This is a genomic window from Arthrobacter sp. 2762 (genome assembly GCF_040548745.1).
Taxonomy (GTDB): domain Bacteria; phylum Actinomycetota; class Actinomycetes; order Actinomycetales; family Micrococcaceae; genus Arthrobacter.
This window is the reverse complement of sequence record NZ_JBEPSI010000012.1, coordinates 92,410-112,158: the sequence shown is the minus strand read 5'-3', so window position 1 is coordinate 112,158 and position 19,749 is coordinate 92,410. Positions and strand designations below refer to the sequence as shown.

Sequence of the window (19,749 nt, the reverse complement as noted above, 5' to 3'; positions counted from 1 at the left end):
CGCCCTCCGTGAGGGGGTCTCTGCTAACGCTTGGGCTTAGAGACCAAGATCTGCTTCGAAGGCACCTTCCTCAAGGCGGGCCTTGAGGGTCTGGAGGAAGCGGCCGGCGTCCGCGCCGTCCACCAAACGGTGGTCGTACGTGAGGGACAGGTACATCATGGAGCGGATGGCAATCGAGTCGTCGCCGTTTTCGTCGGCCACCACCACCGCGCGCTTGACGATTGCTCCCGTACCCAGGATGCCTACCTGCGGCTGGTTGATGATCGGGGTGTCGAACAGGGCGCCAACAGAACCGATGTTGGTGATGCTGAACGTACCGCCGGACAGCTCATCCGGGCCGATCTTGCCATCGCGGGTGCGTCCTGCGACGTCGGCAATCTTACCGGCCAGGCCTGCGAGGTTAAGGTTGCCGGCGTCGGAGATGACCGGCACCAGCAGGCCCTTGTCGGTGTCTACCGCAATGGCCAGGTGTTCGGCGTTGTGGTAGGTGATTTCCTGCTTGGACTCGTCGTAGGCAGCGTTCAGCTTGGGGTGCTGCTTCAATGCTTCTGCCACAGCCTTGGCGATGAACGGGAGGAACGTCAACTTCACGCCGTTCTGGGCCTGGAACGAGTTCTTGGCCTTGAGGCGGAGCTTGGCGATCTTGGTCATGTCGACCTCGTGCACCTGGGTCAGCTGCGTGGAGACTTCCAGCGACTCGCGCATGCGGCGTGCGATGACCTGACGGATACGCGGAGCCTTTTCGGTGGTGCCGCGCAGGGAGGAGGCGACAACAGGTGCCGCAGCCTTGGCGGCAGGAGCTGCAGCAGGAGCCGCGGCCGGCGCTGCTGCGGCGGCTTGCTTGGCTTCGGCAGCGGCAAGGACATCCTGCTTGCGGATGCGGCCACCGACGCCGGTGCCGGACACGGATGCGATGTCCACGCCCTGCTGGTTTGCCAGCTTGCGCACCAGGGGAGTGACGTAGCCCGACTCGGAGGACGAGCCGGCTTCTGCCGGTGCAGCAGCGGGAGCCGGTGCGGCAGCAGGTGCCGGTGCGGCAGCAGGTGCCGGTGCGGCGGCGGGAGCCGGTGCGGCAGCAGCCGGAGCCGCAGCGGGAGCGGGTGCGGCAGCAGGTGCCGGAGCGGCAGCGGGAGCGGGTGCAGCAGCCGGAGCCGCGGGTGCCGGAGCCGCCGCGGGGGCGGCCGCGCCGGAGCCGATGACAGCCAGAACCGATCCAACTTCGGCGGTTTCGTCTTCGTTGACGCGGATTTCCTGCAGGGTGCCTGCAACCGGGGAAGGAATCTCCGTATCGACCTTGTCAGTGGAAACCTCAAGAAGCGGCTCATCCATCTCTACGGTGTCGCCAATAGCCTTGAGCCAGCGGGTGACGGTGCCTTCGGTAACACTCTCGCCCAAGGCGGGGAGGGTTACTTCGTGGCCTTCGCCACCGGAGGCGGCAGGTGCTTCAGCCTGGGTTTCCTCAGCAGCTGGAGCAGCGGGAGCTTGTTCGGCGGGAGCAGCCTGCTCGGCAGCAGCGGGTGCTTCCTGAGAGGCGGGTGCTTCCTCAGCAGCCGGTGCGGCGGAGCCGGAGCCGTCGCCGATGCGTACCAGGGGGGCGCCAACCTCTGCAGTCTCGTCTTCGGCGACGAGGATTTCTTCGATGACGCCTGCGATCGGAGAAGGGATTTCGGTGTCTACTTTGTCGGTGGAAACCTCGAGCAACGGCTCGTCGATCTCTACCCGGTCACCAACCTGCTTGAGCCAGCGGGTGACGGTTCCTTCGGTGACACTCTCACCGAGGGCGGGCAAGTTAACGGATTCAGACATGTCGTCCCCGTTCTCCTTATTGATCTTTTGTGCGGATGAATTCTGCTGGTCCGGACAGGGTGCATGCGGCAGATTCCGCCGCATGCACCCTGTCCGTTTGTCTTGGGTAAAGACTTAGCCGTGGAGCGGCTTGCCCGCGAGGGCGAGGTGGGCTTCGCCCAGGCTTTCGTTCTGGGTGGGGTGGGCGTGCACCAGCTGGGCCACGTCCTCGGGGTAGGCTTCCCAGTTCACGATGAGCTGGGCTTCACCGATCTGCTCACCCATGCGGGAGCCGATCATGTGGATGCCGACGACGGGGCCATCCTTTTGGCGAACGAGCTTGACGAGGCCACCGGTACCGAGGATGGAACTCTTGCCGTTGCCGGCGAGGTTGTATTCCTGGGTCTGCACTTGGTCGTCGCCGAACTTCTCCTTGGCGGCCTTTTCGGTGTAGCCGACCGTTGCGATTTCAGGCTCGCAGTAGGTGACCTTGGGGATGTTGATGTCTTCGACGATCGCGGGGTTCAGGCCGGCGATTTCCTCGGCAACGAAAATGCCCTGCTGGTAGCCACGGTGTGCGAGCTGGACGCCGGGTACGATGTCGCCGACTGCGTAGATGTTGCCTACGCCCGTGTGGAGGCGTTCGTTGGTAATGACAAAGCCGCGGTCGATGGTCAGACCTGCTTCTTCGTAACCAAGGTTGGCGGTGACGGGACCACGGCCGACTGCAACGAGCAGGAGTTCGGCTTCGAACGTCTGGCCGTCCACAAGGGTGACCTTGACGCCGTCGTCGTTCTGTTCCACGCCCTGGAAGAAGATGCCGGTGGTGAACTTGATGCCGCGCTTCTTGAAGGCGCGTTCCAGGTTCTTGACGATGGAGGCGTCCTCGTTGGGAACCAGGGAGGGCAGGCCTTCGATGATGGTGACGTCCACGCCGAAGGACTTCCAAACGGAAGCGAATTCGACGCCGATGACTCCGCCGCCCAGGACGATTGCACTCTTGGGAATGTAGTCCATGGTGAGGGCCTGGTCAGACGTAATGACCCTGCCGCCGATTTCCAGGCCCGGGAGGGAGCGCGAGTACGAACCGGTTGCCAGGACAATATTCTTGCCCGTGTACGAGGTGCCGTTCACGACGATGGTGTTGTTGCCCTGGAGCTTGCCTTCACCCTCGATGACGGTGATGCCCTTGGACTTGATGAGTCCCTGGAGGCCCTTGAACTTGCCGGCAATAATGCCGTCCTTGTACGCGTTGACGGCCGACATGTCGATGCCGTCGAGCGTGACGTTCACGCCGTACTTGGCGGAATCGCGTGCGTGATCGGCCAGTTCAGCCGAGTGCAGGAGTGCCTTGGTGGGGATACAGCCGTTGTGCAGGCAGGTTCCGCCGAGTTTTGCCTTTTCCACAAGGCCAACGGTGAACCCAAGCTGTACGGCCCGCAAAGCCGTGGCGTAGCCGCCGCTGCCGCCACCGAGTACCAGGATGTCGAATTCTTGCGCAGTTGCCTGATCGGCCACTAAAACGCTCCCTCGCGTGAATGATGACACGGGACTGCGTGCCATCGGGTCTTTGGAACTTGTTCTGCCGTGATTATGCCAGCACCTAAGTTCTCTTGCATTTGTGACTATCGAGTTCACCTTAGCGAACCACCTAACCATGCTCCACCCTCCACGGGCGTTTGTGGAGCGCTTGTGTCCAGACTCACGTTCACTTGTGACACAGCGCTACACGCCGCATAATTCCGGGGTTGTGCGGGCAGCACGGAACCATCCGCCCTACCCGCACTGCCCGTTTTAACCGCAGTGGAGTGGGTTGCTTACGCGGAGGCTGCCAGCAGATCCTCTGCGTAGGCCACCAAGGTGCGGACTGTGCATCCGGTTCCTTGCTTCGGTGTGTACCCGTAGGGGCTGCCGTTGTTGAACGATGGACCGGCAATGTCGACGTGGGCCCAGGGGATTTGCTGGCCGTCGCCGTTCTTGCCCACGAATTCACGCAGGAAGACGGCGGCTGTCATCATTCCGCCGTTACGCTCGCCGATGTTGGCAAGGTCGGCAACCTGGGAGTCCAAGCTGGGGCGCAGTTCCTCGGGCAGTGGCATCGGCCAGACAAGCTCGCCTGCCCTGTCAGCGGCGGACTTCAATGCTGCTGTCACCGAATCGGAACCCATCACTCCTGCCGTGCGCAATCCGAGCGCGATGAGCTGGGCACCTGTGAGTGTTGCGACGTCGATGATTGCGTCCGGCTTTTCCAAGCTCGCGGCCACCAGGCCATCGGCCATGACCAGACGGCCCTCGGCATCGGTGTTCAGGACTTCGACTGTCTTTCCGCCATAGACAGTAAGGACGTCAGCGGGCCGCTGGGCGGCGCCGGACGGCATGTTCTCTGCAATGCAAAGCCAAGCGGTCGCCTTGATGGGCAGGCCGAGCGAGGCGATGGCGAGGACTGTATTAAGAACGACGGCGGCGCCCGCCATATCGCTCTTCATGTCACCCATGCCGAGGGCGGGCTTAATGGAGATACCGCCGGTGTCGAAGGTAATGCCCTTGCCAACGAGCGCGATCTTCCGGGTGGCCTTCGCCGGAGCGTATTCGACCTTGACCAGGCGTGGCTGACGGGTTGAACCCTTGCCGACGCCGAGGATGCCGCCAAAGCCCTCCTTTTCCAGGCGCTTTTCGTCCCAGACCGTCACCTTTACGGGAAGACCCTTTGCGAGTTCCTTTGCAGATTCGGCGAATGACTCGGGGTACAAGTGGCTGGGCGGCTGGTTCACGAGCGTACGCGTTGCGTTGACGGCCCTGCCCAGTACTGTTGCCCGGTCAAGTGCAGGTTGGGCAGCTTTGGCGTCAACGCCGGTGAAGATCAGAACCTTGGCAACCGGGTCCTTGAGCCCGTCCTTGCTGGAACGGTGTTCGGTGTAGGAATAGGCGCCCATGGCGGCACCTTCGGCGACTGCGGCGACGTCGGTGACGGACGCCGTCGGGAACGCCAAGGTCACGGAGGGGACTCCGGCAAGTTGCCTGACCGCGGAACCGGCCGCCCGGCGCAGCGCTTCTTCAGGGATGGTGCCGTCCTCGGACAATTTGCCCACGCCTGCCAGGACCAGGATCCCTGAGCCGGTCTCCGGCAAACCCGGAAGGCGGTGCGCTTGGTCGGGGGCACCCGAGATTCCAAGGAGCTTCAGTGATCCCTCCACGGATTCGGCGGCCTTGGCACTCAACGGGTTCTCCAGCAGCACTGGTCCGTCCGAGCCCTGGGCAACTCCGATCACCAGTGCGTCGCTGGGTGACTTTTTCAGGTCCTTGGCGATCACGCCGAGGATGATGTCAGTAGTCTTGACCACGAGGATGTTTCCTCACTTCTCTCTGCATTGCATGGCGGGGCCGCATGTTTGGCGGGCCTGCCCCCGGTACGCGCCCGACGTCCTGTTCCGACGACGGCCTTGGTCTTCAGGTCCAGCGTCGCAAAAGGACGTCGGCCCGTTTCGATCGTAGTCTCTCGCAGGCTGCTGACAGCAATTAAATGAGAGCTGCGGCACACCAAGGGCAGGAATGCCGACTGGACGTGCAGCGTTGTACAAAGAGACACAGAGTCCCCACACCACATTCATGGAGTCAGCGACGCCATGAACAGTGGTGCGTGGGGGCACCGAACTTTGCCACTGCGAAAGGAACATGCCGTGTTTGAACGGATATCCGGCTCCCTCCTGGACCCCGAGGCGCTCTATGCGAGCAACATCGAGATTTTCCACAGCCCGGAACTCCGGGGGCTGAATATGGTCATGGGTTTCACGGGCTTTGCCGATGCCGGTCATGTGGTCAGGCAGATCAACGCGGAACTCCTGGACCAACTCGACGCTGAGGTCGTAGCCATGTTCGACGCCGACCAGCTCATCGACTACCGCTCGCGGCGTCCCCACATCAGCTTCGTCGAAGACCATTTGCAGGACTACCAGGCACCCAAGCTGGCGCTCTACAAGCTCACGGACGGCCTGGGCCAGCCGTTCCTGCTGCTCGCCGGCTTCGAACCCGACTTGCAGTGGGAGCGATTCTCCCGTGCCGTCGTAGGAATCGTGGAGAAGCTCGACGTCAACCTGGTGACGTGGATTCACTCCATTCCCATGCCCGTACCGCATACGCGGCCAGTGGGAGTGACCGTTCACGGCAACCGGCCCGAACTCATCGAAGGCATCTCGAGTTGGAAGCCAACGGTCGAAGTTCCCGCCGCCATTGGCCATATCCTTGAACTCCGGCTCACCGAGGCCGAACGCCATGTGGCTGGCTATGTCATTCATGTGCCCCACTATCTGGCCGAGGCCGAATATCCCCCAGCGGCGGTGGCAGGGCTGGAGTACCTCGGAGCGGCCACATCCCTGATGCTTCCTACCGACCGGCTCCGGGAAGCCGGCCGGGAAGTAGGCCGGCAGATTGCCGAACAGATCGAAGCCTCGGAGGAAGTGCAGGCAGTAGTCGCCAACCTGGAGGCCCGGTACGACGAGAAATCCGAGGGCATCGTCCGGCGTTCGTTGCTCGCCGATGAGAACGACGAACTGCCCAACGCCGAGGACATCGGAGCGGCAGTGGAGGCATACCTGGCGCGTAAAGACTCGCCTCAATAAATCTGCTTTGAACCCTTGGCGGGCATAATTGAGGAGTGACTGCTCCCCGCGCCTGGCTCATCTGGACGATCGGCGTCTTTGCCTACCTGGTGGCCGTAGCACAGCGAACCTCATTTGGTGTCGCGGGTTTGGAAGCAACAGAACGCTTCCATGCCAGTGCTTCGGCCATCTCCTTTTTCACCGTATTGCAGTTGCTCGTCTACGCCGCCTTACAAATTCCGGTGGGCGTCCTGGTGGACAGGTTTGGATCGCGGGTAATGATTGCCGGCGGTGCAGTCCTGATGGGACTGGGGCAGTTGCAGCTCGCCTTCGCCGATAGCATCCCTGGAGGGGTTTTGGGGCGTGTCCTGGTGGGGGCCGGTGACGCCATGACATTCATCTCCGTCATCCGGCTCGTTCCATTGTGGTTCAGCCCGGCCAGGGTCCCCGCGGTTACCCAGCTGACCGGGATGTGCGGGCAGTTGGGCCAGCTCTTCAGCGTGGTGCCTTTCGCTTTGCTTCTTCACTCTGCCGGCTGGACGCCCGCGTTCATGTCACTCGCGGCGATGTCCGTGCTGGCTGTCATCCTGGTCCTCGTGCTGTTGCGGGACCAGCCTCCCGGGCATCCGCCGCGGGAAACCGGGCAGGGCCTTCGGGCAACCGGAGTCTCCCTGTCACGCGCTTGGAAGCAGCCAGGCACCCGACTTGGCTTGTGGAGCCATTTCACCGTCCAGTTCAGTGGCAACCTCTTTGCGATGACATGGGGTTATCCGTTCCTCCTCTCTGCCCAGGGACTTGATGCGGGGACAGTCTCAGCTTTGATGGCCTTGTTCGTGGCAACCGCCATCGTCTCGGGGCCTGGATTTGGGCGGTTCGTCTCCAAACACCCAATGCGCCGCTCAGCCATGGTCCTGCTGATCACTGCGTCCACTGCGCTGGCTTGGGCAGCGGTGCTCGTCCTTCCTGGCCGGGCGCCACTGTGGCTCCTCGTGATCCTGGTGGTGGTGTTGGCAGTTGGCGGCCCGGGCTCCATGATTGGCTTCGACTTCGCGCGGACGTTCAATCCTTCCCACCGTATTGGTACCGCGACAGGGATCGTCAACGTGGGCGGGTTCATCGCTGCTTTGGTGGCGATCTATCTCATTGGCCTGGTCCTGGACGTCCTGAACGCGAGCGGATTCTCAGGCGGGGATTTGTACGGCCTTGATCCGTTCCGGGTAGCCCTCAGCGTCCAGTTTGTCCTGCTGGGCATCGGGACGGTCCTTATTATGCTGACCCGGCGGAAGGTGCGGTTGCAGATGGCCGAGCAGGGCGTCCACGTGCCTCCGTTGGCTGCAACCTTGGCACGGCAGCGCCGCGAAAGGATCGAGCGCCGGCGTTCGGCACGTGCACCGTCGGATGAACGGAACAAGGGATAACTGCAAGCACCATCCTCCGGGAAGGGCAGCTTCGGTGGTTTGCCCATATGGGGCCACCTTTATCCACATAAGCGTGATGGTCCCTGTTTTCAACCATTGGCGTTGCCCAAGCTTGAAGCATGACCACCAAAGAGACGCTGAGCATTCATCAACCAGAAGACATCCTGGGTTATATCCCGCATTTGTTGGGCTATTGGCCCGAGGACAGCCTTGTGGCCATCACGATGCAGGGGAAATTGCTTGGAGCCGCTCTCCGCGTCGACCTGCCTTCCCGGGCTTGGGGCCGCGCGCTTGCTGATTTTGCGGAGCATGTACGTCATTACTTGGCGGCGGACACCCTTGCCGACGGCGTGGTGCTTGCCCTTTACACCGACGACGGTTGGGACGACGGCATGGTAGTCACCACAACACTCCCACTGCTCGCTGAACTTCAAGAAACACTTGGCCACGCTGATTTGCCCATCCGGGATGCATGGTTGGTTGGTCCTGAGTATTGGCGCGGCGCGTTCTGCGCCGATCAGGAGTGCTGCCCGGCGCCGGGCCTGCCGATAGAACAAATCCGGAACAGCCGGCTCAGCGCGGAGATGGTCTATCGAGGCAGCACCATCGGAGCTTCTCCAAGGAGCAAGCAAAATCCACCCGTTCCTGGACGTCCTGGTACCCTCGATCCCGCAGTGTCGGAGGCCGAATCAGATTTTGCAAAGAGGATGCGAACGTCATGGCGCAGTGGAAGGTGCCTTGATGCCGTCCTGGAGGTGTGGCGGCAGGTGCTGGACGACGCCCGGATCCGTCCCGACAGTGAAACGGTAGATTTGCTAACCCCGCAACTCGCGGGTTTCCTCAGGTCGACCCTCTGTGTCCCTGGATGGCGGGACGCTGTCATGATCATGGCAGCTGCTGGAACCGGTTCCGCGAAGGCAGGGGCAGCAGCGTTCGGATTGTGCAGTAGCGATGACTCCGAGCCACTTCCCTTCGACGCCGGAGAACTGGCATTGCCGCCGAGTAATACCCATAAAGGGGCCGGGAAGGCCCTGGAAGCAAACGGGATGCTGAGCATCTTTGCCTACGCCGACGTCCTCCTAGGCACTGAACCAGCTATTCCTGACTGGGGGCAGCTTGATGCCCTGCAGCGCGTCCTGTCGTACCTGTGCGTCCAAGGAGAAATGGGGGAAGTTGCTGCTGCTGCATTGACCTTGCAAGGCTGGATTGCCTGGTGCAAGGGGAGTGGGTCCTCTGCACACGCCTGCCTTATGCGCGCCAATTCGGCCAGCCCCGGCTACAGGCTCGCCGAATTGCTGGACGAGATACTGGGACAGGGAAGCATCTGCGCCTGGGCAAGTCGTCCCGAGTCCGCATGGGGAACCTACAAAGGATCCCTTCGGTAGCCATTAGTAGCCATTACGCTTCATCAAGCGTGGGATTCGTAAAACCGTGAGACAATGGATGCCGAGACCCGGTTGGGTCCGCGTTTGAATGCCCGCAATGAGCCCGGAATCCGGGAACATTACGGTGTCGTTGGCAGTTGTACATAGTGACTCTGCAGACGGCGATCGCATTTGAAATTGATCGCGGACTTGACAGGGTCATAGTGGTGTTGCCCGCATGGTGATTCCACAGACCGCCGCTAGAAAGGTTTTCTGTGACCCCGTCTTCCGTCGAGAAGGAACCCGCCGCCCAGGCCGAACTGTCCGCTGAGGAAATCAAGGCGGCCACTTCGGCAAAGCGTGCGGCGACACGTGTTGCCACCAAGGCCTCAGAGGACACCTCTGACAAGCCGGCACCAAAGAAGCGTGGACCCAAGCCCGGCGCCAAGGCCGCGGCCGAAGCCGCGAACAAGTCTTCGGACTCCGAGGCCGACACCGAAGAAGTGGCTGTCGAGGACGAAGATTTCGATCCCGCAGCAGCTGAGGAAGTTGAAGTCGGAGACGACGATGTCGAGGACGGCGCCGTAACAGGCAAAGACAAGGCAGCGCCCTCCGGGTCCGGATTCGTCTACTCGGACGCCGATGACGACGACGCCCCTGTCCAGCAGGTCATGTCGGCCGGTGCTACGGCTGACCCCGTGAAGGACTACCTGAAGCAAATCGGTAAGGTCGCCCTGCTGAACGCTGAACAGGAAGTCGATCTGGCGCTTCGCATCGAAGCCGGCCTGTTTGCTGAAGAAAAGATCAACGCCGACGACGGTTCCATGGACCCGAAGCTCAAGCGTGAACTTGAATTCGTTATCCACGATGGCAAGCGGGCCAAGAACCACCTGCTCGAAGCCAACCTTCGCCTCGTTGTTTCCTTGGCCAAGCGCTACACCGGCCGTGGCATGCTCTTCCTGGACCTCATCCAGGAAGGCAACCTGGGCCTCATCCGCGCCGTGGAGAAGTTCGACTACACCAAGGGCTTCAAATTCTCCACGTATGCAACGTGGTGGATCCGCCAGGCCATTACCCGCGCCATGGCTGACCAGGCCCGCACCATCCGCATCCCGGTGCACATGGTGGAAGTCATCAACAAGCTCGCCCGTGTCCAGCGGCAGATGCTTCAGGACCTGGGCCGTGAACCCACGCCTGAAGAATTGGCGCTGGAACTGGACATGACGCCTGAGAAGGTCGTGGAGGTCCAGAAGTACGGCCGTGAACCGATTTCGCTCCACACGCCGCTGGGTGAAGATGGGGACTCCGAGTTCGGTGACCTCATCGAGGATTCTGAAGCTGTTGTTCCGGCTGATGCCGTGAGCTTTACGCTCCTCCAGGAGCAACTGCACTCGGTTCTGGACACGCTGTCCGAGCGCGAGGCCGGAGTCGTAGCAATGCGCTTTGGCTTGACCGATGGCCAGCCTAAGACTTTAGACGAAATCGGCAAGGTCTACGGCGTTACGCGTGAGCGCATCCGCCAGATCGAATCCAAGACCATGTCCAAGCTGCGGCACCCGTCCCGCTCGCAGGTTCTGCGGGACTACCTGGACTAAAAGGTCCACTGTCAAACCGTAACGGCCCGGTCGGAGTATCCGATCGGGCCGTTCCGTTTGGTGCATCCGTGCTTTTGCCGCGATCCCCGATTCAACAAACGGGATCCTGGCTTCAACTAAACAGGGCCCCTCCCGGATGGGAGGAGCCCTGTTCTTGCTCGAACTGATGTAGCAGGAGAGTGTCCAGCCTTACCGCCAGTCCTGTCTAATCGACCGGAACGGGTGCCTTCTCGTTGAGGCGCTCGGTCTCATCGTGCCAGTCGGAGGTCAGGGGCCGAAGCGTGGCCTCAACTGCGCGTGCGTGGTGGCCGCAAAACAGCAGCTCACCGCCGGAGGACTCGAGTACAACGCGGACATATGCTTGAGCCCCGCAACGATCGCATCGGTCAGCTGCGTTCAGTGTGCGGTCTGCAACTGCTGTTGTCATGTCGGCCTCCTTAGTAGTTCTGTACATCCATATAACCAGTATTCGGAGCAGAACCATGGCAAGGATGGATCACTTTCGCTGTCCGCGTATCACATGTGCGTAACGTAACGAAGTAGAATGCCGGTTTCCGGGAGTGGCAACCGGTGCCGATGGGGGACCGCGACTAGCCTAAGATGGGCAGTGTTTGCCTTGAGATATACCCCGAAGGAGCACACCGCGAGTGGCACCGAGTTCTGAATACAACGCCCGGCATCTATCTGTCCTGGAGGGCCTGGAAGCCGTTCGCAAGCGCCCGGGCATGTACATCGGTTCCACCGACTCCCGTGGCCTTATGCACTGCCTGTGGGAGATCATCGACAACGCTGTTGATGAGGCCCTTGCTGGCTTCGGGCATGACATCAAGGTCATCCTGCATGCAGACAATTCGGTCGAAATCCATGACGACGGCAGGGGCATCCCTGTAGACGTCGAACCGAAGACGGGACTTTCCGGCGTCGAGGTTGTCTTTACGAAGCTGCACGCAGGCGGCAAGTTCGGCGGCGGTTCTTACACGGCCTCCGGTGGCCTCCATGGCGTTGGCGCTTCCGTGGTCAACGCTTTGTCGAGCCGGCTGGATGTTCAGGTCGATCGTGGCAGCAAGACCTACCAGATGTCCTTCCGCCGTGGTGAGCCGGGACGTTTCATTGATGCCGGCGCCAAGCCCGGCCCCAACGCTCCCTTTGAGCCCTTCGTTGAAGACTCTGTATTGGACGTGGTTGGCAAGGCCAAACGCGGGGTCACGGGTACCAGGGTGCGGTACTGGGCCGACCGCCAGATCTTCACTCCCGATGCCAAGTTCTCTTACGATGACCTCGCCTCGCGTGCACGCCAGACGTCGTTCCTGGTCCCCGGGTTGAAGATCACTGTCCGCGACGAACGCAAGCTTGCGGGCACCCCTGGTGAGAACGGCGTGCACGAGGAAGTCTTCCACCACGACGGCGGCATTTCGGAATTTGTGGAGTTCCTCGCGGCCGACTCCGGAGTGACTGACGTGTGGCGTCTCCACGGTTCGGGGAAGTTCAAGGAAACGGTCCCTGTCCTTGACGAAAACGGGCACAGCAAGATCGCCGAAGTTGAACGCGATTGCGAAGTCGATATTGCCTTGCGTTGGGGGATCGGTTACGAGACCACGATGCGCAGCTTCGTCAACATCATCGCAACCCCCAAGGGTGGCACGCACCAGGCGGGCTTCGAGGCAGCCCTGCTGAAAACCTTCCGTAAGGCCGTGGAAACGAACGCCAGGAAGCTGAAGGCGGGCAACGACAAAATCGAGAAGGACGACGTCCTGGCCGGCCTCACCGCTGTTCTCACCGTCCGCTTGGCCGAGCCACAGTTTGAAGGCCAGACGAAGGAAATCCTTGGCACGTCCGCTGTTCGCGCCATCGTCGCCAAGGTGGTGGAGCAGGAAATTTCGAGCAGGTTGTCCTCTGCCAACCGCAATGACAAAGCACAGTCCGCGCTGTTGCTGGAAAAGATCGTTGCGGAGATGAAGTCGCGCATTTCGGCCAGGGTGCACAAGGAGACCCAGCGCCGAAAGAACGCACTGGAAACCTCCTCGATGCCCACCAAGCTTGCCGACTGCCGCACTGATGACGTGGCGCGATCCGAACTCTTCATCGTTGAGGGTGACTCCGCGCTCGGTACCGCCAAGCTTGCCCGGTCTTCGGATTTCCAGGCCCTGCTTCCTATTCGAGGCAAGATCCTTAATGTCCAGAAGGCTTCTGTAGGGGACATGCTCTCCAACGCAGAATGTGCTGCACTCATCCAGGTTGTCGGCGCAGGCTCAGGCCGGAGTTTCGACCTCGATGCAGCGCGGTACGGCAAGGTCATCCTGATGACAGATGCCGACGTCGACGGCGCGCACATCCGCACGCTGCTGCTGACGCTCTTCTTCCGCTACATGCGGCCCATGGTCGAGGCGGGCCGGGTGTTCGCCGCAGTTCCGCCCCTGCACCGCGTGGAGGTCATCAACCCGGGCCAGAAGGCCAACGAGATGATCTATACGTACTCCGAGGCAGAACTGCATGTTCTCCTGGCCAACCTGGCCAAGGAGGGCAAGCGCTACAAGGAGCCCATCCAGCGTTACAAGGGCCTGGGCGAAATGGACGCGCAACAGCTCGCCGAGACCACCATGGACCCGCGTCACCGGACCCTTCGGAAGGTGGGCATTGACAGCGCCCAGCGTGCGGAAGAGGTTTTCGATCTCCTCATGGGTTCTGACGTCGCGCCCCGCAAGGAATTCATCATCGCAGGGGCAGCGACTCTGGACCGGGAACGCATCGACGCCTAGGTTCAGACCCGCGGGTTCCGGCGCGTTTTCGCAACGGAGCCGGAAGCCGCGGAAGCTGGTGCCGCAAGGGCCGCTGCTCCTACGGCCAGAGCCAGGGCACCCATGCCCCAAGGGAGACCCGCCGCTACGGCAACCCCGCCCACCAACAAGGGACCGCCGGCGTCGCCAAGCTCCCGGCCAAGTTCGGCCGAACCCATGGTGCGGCCGAGGCGTTCAGCGGGAGTCGCATCCGCCAAGTGCGCGAAGGCCAGCGGGGTGGCAATGCCAATTCCCAGGCCGATAAGAACGGCAGCACAGTAGATCGGCACGGCGCGGTACATGGAAAGGGCACCGTCCATGGCCACTGCTCCGGGAAGAAGGCCCGCGATGAGTACGCCGAGGGCTATGGCGAGCAAACCGGCCACCATGCCTGACCGATCGGCGAGGACTCCCCGATCACGCAATCGTCCGATCCTTGGCTGAACCAGGGATGACGCCAAGGCCAATACCGTGACGACAGCGACACTGCCGGGGGTGCCGAGCCCCTCCCTTGCCGCCAACGCCGGGAGGAAGCCTACTGCTGCCCCCAAGGCGCCAGTCGAGGCCGCCAGGACCACGGTAGGTCCAAGGAATGATCGCTCGGTACTTTGCTTCCAGACATCAATGATGGTGTATCTGGGTCGGGGCAGGGGAGCCAGGCGCGGCACCGAGATGGCCGCCCAGAGGGCTACTGCCAAGCCCAATAAGGAGAGGATGAGGAAGAGCAGACTGAACCCGCCTGCGATGATCGCGACAGCGCCCAACAGGGGACCGATCGCATAGCCAAGACCCTTCCATGAACCGTAACGGCCAAAGTATCGTCCCGTGTGTTTGCCCGCCAGCCTGGCAACGCTGGCAGAAGATGCCGGTGAGAATGCCGAAGCAGCCATGCCTTGGCCAAGACGCGCTGCGGCCAGCATGACGGGTTCATCGGCCCGCAGTCCGATCAGGGACGCGGCGGAGAAGGCCAGGAGCCCTCCGATGATCACGGGTTTTGGCCCGATGCGGTCGCTGACGGCCCCAAAGACCGGCTTGAGGAAGACTTCCGCGATGTCGTACAGGGCCAACAGGACGCCCAGGCCAAGCAGGCTCAAACCGATGTCCGCGCTTTCGGCGCCAAGTCCGGCGGCCACGGCGTGGGCTCCAAAAGCGGTGGTGAAGCCAGCTGCATAGAGGGGCCATCGGCGGCTGGGGGAGATGTCTGCACTCGAGCGTGACTTATCGTCGTTCACGCCTCTCAATGTAACAGCTGCTACATTCAAGCTTGTGACTCATAGCGAAATGGGATGGTTGCTGATCCTTGTCCAAGTGCCATCGCAACCCTCCAAGCACCGTGTTGCCGTGTGGCGGGAGCTTCGGCGGACCGGGGCGGTTCCCTTGTCCCCCGGAACATGGCTGGTTCCGGCCCACCCCGCTTTTGACGCCGGGCTGGCCAAGGCCCGTTCCCTTGTTGCCAAAAGCGAGGGCAAGTGGACGTTGATAGATGCTTCGCCTCGTGATGGCGCCGACACCTTCCGGGCGGCATTCGAAACCGCCCGCGCTGAGGAGTGGGCGGAATTCATGGCGGATTGCGCAAAGTTTGAGCAGGAGATAGCCAAGGAGATTTCGCGGAAGAAGTTCACGTTCGCAGAGTTGGAGGAGGAAGAGCAGAGCCTGGAGCGCTTGCGACGTTGGTATCGCGGGTTGAAATCCAGGGATGTACTACGACTCCCACAAGCCAGTGAAGCTTCCGCGCGTCTGGCTCGCTGCGTGACCGCTTTGGAGGGGTACGCGTCGTTGGTCTATGATGCCACTCTTCCCTAAGGATGCAGCGCCATGCCCCTGCTCAACTTTCTTCCTTAACCTAGTAATCCCGGGACGAAAAGGAGTCCCGTGGGTACGGCGAGGAGCAAGGCTGAGGTGGCCAATACCAGGGCGCGAAGAGTCGTGGCGAGTGGAGGCTGCGGTGAGAGAAGGCGGCTGACGCGTGACGCCGTCGTGCGCGGTGAATCTGCCCCGCCGGTGGCGCTGATGCTGCCACCCTCGACGACGGCGCCCCCGCCGCTGAGTGCCTGAGGGCTGAATGCCTGGCCGCCCAGCCCTGGCGCTAAGGACCCGCTGGAGACTATGGCAATGGCTTTGATCAATGTGCCCTTGCTTTCGGTCCTGAGCGCGACGTCATCCGCCAGCATTTCGATCAGGGAGTTCACGGCTGTCTGGGCAAGCCGTGTGGTGGGGAACCAGGGGAGAGCCTGCCGCCATGCTGCGAACGCCCAGAGCAGGAGATCGTGACGCTGGGAAAGGTGGGCGTTTTCATGGATGAGCACAGCCCGCAACTCTGCAGGTTCCAAGGCAGCCATGAGGCCGTCGGACAAGACTGTCACCGAACGTGCGCCGCCGGGCAAGCAGTAAGCCACGGGGGAGTCGTGGTTGATCACTACCGTGCCCGGGCCGTCGTCCGAGGGTGATGCCAGAAGCGTGAGTAATTCGCGGTGCCGCCTGCGTTGGCGTTCAATCTTGTAGTAAGTCAAGAGCAGAGTGAACACCAAGTGCGCCGTTAAGAGTGCGGCCGCAGACAGGGCGAAGAGGTGCCAGAAGCCCAGCGCTGTGGTTGGCTCGTTGTTCAAAACCATGCCGGCCAGGCTCCTGAGCCCCGCGATGAGGTTATCGCCGATTGGTTCCAGTCCGTAGACCAGCATTGCGCCGATCATGGACAGGCCACCTGCGAGGGCGATTGCCTGCCAGAGGACCATTGCGGTGAATGGGGAGCGGGCAGGCCATTGCGCGCGAGAAAGCAAAACGGGTACCGGCCACGCCAGTATCAATGCCAGGACCGCCAGGAAGTATGAGGTCCAGAACATACTGGCTAATTGTAGCCGAGCAGTTTGCGCAGGGTAGCGGCTTCACTTTCGGAGACAGAGCCAATGAATCGGGCAAGGACCGCTTCGCGGTCGGGAGCCGAGCCAAGGACTTCGTGCATGAGTTCCGCGGTGTGGTCAGCGCGGCTCGAAACGGCCTGGTAGCGGTGTGGCCGGGTCCCGCGTTCGCGTTCCACCAGGCCCTTCTTCTCCAGCCTGGAGAGCACGGTAAGGACTGTGGTCACTGCCAGGTCTTTGCCCTGGTGTCCTGCTGTGCCGTCGCCGGCTTCGGAGTCCTGCGCGAGAAGATCACGCAGAGTGTTGGCAGTTGCAGCCTCTTGGCCCGCCCAGAGCAGGTCCATCACTGCCCGTTCCAGTTCCCCAAGACTCGCCATCAATACTTCCCTACCTTCCGCGTCCCGGTGGCAAAAGCCGCAACCCGGGAGCGATGATCCAACATTCCACCATAAATCTACCGCTTTTCAGCCCTTCATTCTACGTGAGGTAGAACTATCGGCGCGCCGCGGACGTCGATTCACCCTTGCGGGTGCGTAACGCCACTTGAAGAATGGGCATGTGGTCCGGCTATTTGTTCTACACTGTGTAGAAGAATAGTTTTCTACACAACGTAGAACTAAGTACACCGCACTTCGGGCCGCCGGACAAAGGACAGCCATGGACGCCTTGGAAATCGCACGCTGGCAATTCGGGATCACCACCGTCTACCACTTCATGATGGTGCCCCTTACTATCGGCCTTGGCCTGGTGGTGGCCGTCATTCAGACCCTGTGGTACCGCACGGGAAAGCCCGAGTATCTCCGAATGACCAAGTTCTGGGGCAAGCTCTTCCTCATCAACTTCATCATGGGTGTGGCAACCGGCATCGTCCAGGAATTCCAGTTCGGCATGGCCTGGAGCGAATACAGCCGGTTCGTTGGTGATGTCTTTGGCGCACCCCTGGCCCTCGAAGCCCTTCTCGCGTTCTTCGTCGAGTCCACCTTCCTTGGACTCTGGATCTTTGGCTGGAAGCAACTTAAACGCGGTGTCCACCTGGCATGCCTTTGGATTGCCGTGATCGGTTCCGTCTTCTCCGCCTACTTCATCATCGTGGCCAATTCATGGATGCAGCACCCTGTGGGCGTTGAGATGGTGGATGGCCGGCCTGTCATGACGGACGCCTGGGCGGTGTTTACCAACAACACTGCTCTCGTTGCCGTACCGCACACTCTTTTCGGTGCCCTTGGTGTTGCCGGTGCCTTCCTGCTGGGCATCGCCTGGTACCACTTGTGGCGCCGCCGCCATGACGGCATTGACGTGGTTGGTGCGGATGGCCGGCTGGTTGTCGGAGAAGCTGACATCCCGGGCCGCGACAAGGGCGACTACACCGTATGGATGCGTTCCCTCCGGATCGGCGCCGTGGTGGCGATGATCTCCTTCGCCGGCACCGCCCTCACGGGAGACCTGCAAGGCAAGCTCATGTTCGAGCAGCAGCCCATGAAAATGGCTGCCGCGGAGGCAGCATGCCACGACGGCACCGGCTTTTCCGTACTGAGCGTCGGCAACCTGGGTGCCAAGAACTGTGACGACATTGTGGCTGTCATCGAAGTGCCCGGGATCCTTTCCTTCCTCGCCAAGGGCGACTTCACCACCGAAGTGAAGGGTGTGAACAGCCTGCTTGGGGAGTACAAGGAGAAGTACGGCACGCACTTGCCGGACAACCCGCTGTATGGCGACCGGGCCGGTCAGGAAATCCAGTACGTGCCCGTCATGGAAGTCACCTACTGGGGCTTCCGGATGATGATCGGCTTCGGGGGCGTCGCCGCACTGGCAGCGCTGGTAGCCCTATGGGTTACCCGCAAGGGCGTCGTCCCTGGGTCAAAGTGGCTCATGCGCCTTGCCGTCTTCGGAATCCTGGCACCGTTCGGGGCCAACGCCGCCGGCTGGATCTTCACGGAAATGGGCCGGCAGCCCTTCGTCGTAGCCCCAAATCCTGACATGAACGGTATAGACCAGGTCTTCATGTTCACCGCCGCTGCCGTTTCACCCGGTGTCAGTGCCGGCGAGCTCATGACCTCCCTGGTTGTCCTCACCGCCATCTACGCCGTCCTGCTGGTGGTGGAAGTCAAGCTCCTGGTCAAGTACGTCCGTGGCGGCGTCGCCTCAGCCATGCCCGAACTCGCCCACGCCAAGGGCGAGCATCGCGTCAGGGATGAAGCAAGTGACAATGACGACGACGGCGCACCCGGCCCCGACAAAGCCGACGACGTCCTGGCGTTCGCGTACTAGAAACAGAGGAATAGACCATGGAATTGTTGCCAACCATCTGGTTCGTGGCCATCGCAGTACTGTGGACCGGCTATCTCTTCCTCGAGGGCTTTGATCTCGGGGTAGGCATGCTCATGAAGCTGTTTGCGCGCAACAACACGGACAGGCGCGTACTGCTCAATACCATCGGCCCCGTCTGGGACGGCAACGAGGTTTGGCTTCTCACTGCAGCCGGAGCCACCTTCGCAGCGTTCCCCCTCTGGTACGCGTCCTTGTTCTCGGCGCTCTATCTTCCGCTCCTCTGCGTCCTGGTGGCGTTGATCTTCCGGGCGGTCGCCTTCGAATACCGGGGCAAGGTGGACACTGAACGCTGGCGCACCACTTGGGATTGGGCAATCGCCGTTGGATCCTTTCTGGCCGCCTTCGGTATCGGAGCAGCCCTGGCGCTTACCACCACGGGGTTGCCGCTGGATGCCAACGGGGACCGCAGCGGTGGACCGTTCGCCTGGTTCAGCGGCTACGCACTTCTGGGCGGCTTCGGTGTTGTCGCCTTCGCCTTGGTTCACGCCTTGGCCTTCCTGGCGTTGAAGACCGACGGCGAGGTGCGGCTGCGTGCCCGCCGCTGGTTTGTGCGGCTCGTGCCGGTTGCCGTCCTGCCCATGCTCGCCTGGATGGTTGCGGTGCAGTTCCTGAGCGGCAAGGCCTGGACCTGGGCCATCGTGGTGGCTGGAGTCGTGTCCGTGGTTTTGGCCTGGCAGTGGGCCCGCAACGGATCCGAGGGCCGGGCGTTCGCCGCGATCGGAGCTTTCGTGGTGTGCGCCACGGCATCGATCTTCGGCGCCGCATTCCCGGTGGTCATCCCCTCAACCATGGATCCCGCGTTCAGCCTGACTATTTCCAATGCTTCCTCCTCGGACTACACGCTGGGCCTGATGAGCATCGTGGCTGCGGTGGGGCTTCCCTTGGTTATTGCCTACCAGGCCTGGACATACTGGGTGTTCCGGCGCCGTGTCAGCGCAGCCCACATTCCCGAAGCCCACGGTTTCCTTCCGGCCATCGCCGCCAAGGTGTTGGTTGCCAAGGAAAACACCAACCCTTCCAACCCGGGAGCCTAGC

Annotated in this window: 15 protein-coding genes; 8 read left to right on the top strand and 7 right to left on the bottom strand. The window is 61.8% G+C overall.

Features of this window, described 5'->3' with window-relative positions; all coding sequences use genetic code 11:
- Positions 1–36 precede the first annotated feature (36 nt).
- The 3 genes from sucB to ABIE18_RS19780 form a co-directional block, all read right to left on the bottom strand.
- The gene (sucB, locus tag ABIE18_RS19790; RefSeq protein WP_499724261.1) at positions 37–1,806 is read right to left on the bottom strand and encodes a 2-oxoglutarate dehydrogenase, E2 component, dihydrolipoamide succinyltransferase; all 1,770 of its coding nucleotides are present in this window, start codon (positions 1,804–1,806) and stop codon (positions 37–39) included.
- A gap of 114 nt (positions 1,807–1,920) precedes the next feature.
- Positions 1,921–3,303: a dihydrolipoyl dehydrogenase gene (lpdA, locus tag ABIE18_RS19785; protein WP_499724260.1), complete on the bottom strand. Its 1,383-nt coding sequence runs from the start codon at positions 3,301–3,303 to the stop codon at positions 1,921–1,923.
- Positions 3,304–3,602: 299 nt separating this feature from the next.
- Positions 3,603–5,126 (bottom strand): leucyl aminopeptidase, encoded by a 1,524-nt coding sequence (locus ABIE18_RS19780; RefSeq protein ID WP_499724259.1) that lies wholly within the window; start codon positions 5,124–5,126, stop codon positions 3,603–3,605.
- Positions 5,127–5,462: 336 nt separating this feature from the next.
- Between ABIE18_RS19780 and ABIE18_RS19775 the strand changes: the two genes are divergently transcribed.
- The 4 genes from ABIE18_RS19775 (at position 5,463) to ABIE18_RS19760 (ending at position 10,757) form a co-directional block, all read left to right on the top strand.
- Positions 5,463–6,401 (top strand): proteasome assembly chaperone family protein, encoded by a 939-nt coding sequence (locus tag ABIE18_RS19775; RefSeq protein ID WP_216923036.1) that lies wholly within the window; start codon positions 5,463–5,465, stop codon positions 6,399–6,401.
- A 35-nt stretch (positions 6,402–6,436) separates the two neighbouring features.
- Entirely contained in the window at positions 6,437–7,798 is a 1,362-nt protein-coding gene (locus ABIE18_RS19770) for an MFS transporter (protein ID WP_499724258.1), read from the top strand.
- Positions 7,799–7,917: 119 nt separating this feature from the next.
- Positions 7,918–9,183 carry a DUF4192 domain-containing protein gene (locus ABIE18_RS19765; RefSeq protein WP_499724257.1) on the top strand — a complete coding sequence of 422 codons (1,266 nt, stop codon included), beginning with the start codon at positions 7,918–7,920 and terminating at the stop codon, positions 9,181–9,183.
- A gap of 254 nt (positions 9,184–9,437) precedes the next feature.
- Positions 9,438–10,757 carry an RNA polymerase sigma factor gene (locus tag ABIE18_RS19760; protein WP_499724256.1) on the top strand — a complete coding sequence of 440 codons (1,320 nt, stop codon included), beginning with the start codon at positions 9,438–9,440 and terminating at the stop codon, positions 10,755–10,757.
- Between the two features lie 205 nt (positions 10,758–10,962).
- Here the strand turns inward: ABIE18_RS19760 and ABIE18_RS19755 are convergent, their stop codons facing one another.
- Complete coding sequence (locus tag ABIE18_RS19755; protein ID WP_021473125.1) at positions 10,963–11,184, bottom strand: DUF7455 domain-containing protein; 222 nt, start codon at positions 11,182–11,184, stop codon at positions 10,963–10,965.
- Between the two features lie 220 nt (positions 11,185–11,404).
- On the opposite strand from ABIE18_RS19755, the gene ABIE18_RS19750 reads away from it, so the two are divergent.
- A complete protein-coding gene (locus tag ABIE18_RS19750; protein ID WP_499724255.1) occupies positions 11,405–13,513 on the top strand; it encodes a DNA gyrase/topoisomerase IV subunit B in 2,109 nt (702 codons plus the stop codon).
- A 2-nt stretch (positions 13,514–13,515) separates the two neighbouring features.
- Here ABIE18_RS19750 and ABIE18_RS19745 read toward each other — a convergent pair whose 3' ends face one another.
- Positions 13,516–14,763: an MFS transporter gene (locus ABIE18_RS19745; RefSeq protein ID WP_499724254.1), complete on the bottom strand. Its 1,248-nt coding sequence runs from the start codon at positions 14,761–14,763 to the stop codon at positions 13,516–13,518.
- Positions 14,764–14,797: 34 nt separating this feature from the next.
- Between ABIE18_RS19745 and ABIE18_RS19740 the strand changes: the two genes are divergently transcribed.
- A complete protein-coding gene (locus ABIE18_RS19740; RefSeq protein WP_499724253.1) occupies positions 14,798–15,334 on the top strand; it encodes a Chromate resistance protein ChrB in 537 nt (178 codons plus the stop codon).
- A gap of 35 nt (positions 15,335–15,369) precedes the next feature.
- Here ABIE18_RS19740 and ABIE18_RS19735 read toward each other — a convergent pair whose 3' ends face one another.
- Both ABIE18_RS19735 and ABIE18_RS19730 read right to left on the bottom strand, forming a co-directional pair.
- A complete protein-coding gene (locus ABIE18_RS19735; RefSeq protein ID WP_499724252.1) occupies positions 15,370–16,371 on the bottom strand; it encodes a M56 family metallopeptidase in 1,002 nt (333 codons plus the stop codon).
- A 5-nt stretch (positions 16,372–16,376) separates the two neighbouring features.
- The gene (locus tag ABIE18_RS19730) at positions 16,377–16,763 is read right to left on the bottom strand and encodes a BlaI/MecI/CopY family transcriptional regulator (protein ID WP_189016115.1); all 387 of its coding nucleotides are present in this window, start codon (positions 16,761–16,763) and stop codon (positions 16,377–16,379) included.
- Between the two features lie 280 nt (positions 16,764–17,043).
- Between ABIE18_RS19730 and ABIE18_RS19725 the strand changes: the two genes are divergently transcribed.
- Both ABIE18_RS19725 and cydB read left to right on the top strand, forming a co-directional pair.
- Positions 17,044–18,654, top strand: coding sequence for a cytochrome ubiquinol oxidase subunit I (locus tag ABIE18_RS19725; protein ID WP_499724251.1), 1,611 nt, complete (start codon positions 17,044–17,046; stop codon positions 18,652–18,654).
- A 17-nt stretch (positions 18,655–18,671) separates the two neighbouring features.
- On the top strand, positions 18,672–19,748 hold the full coding sequence (cydB, locus tag ABIE18_RS19720; RefSeq protein ID WP_499724250.1) for a cytochrome d ubiquinol oxidase subunit II: 1,077 nt from the start codon (positions 18,672–18,674) through the stop codon (positions 19,746–19,748).
- Position 19,749: the final 1 nt, after the last annotated feature.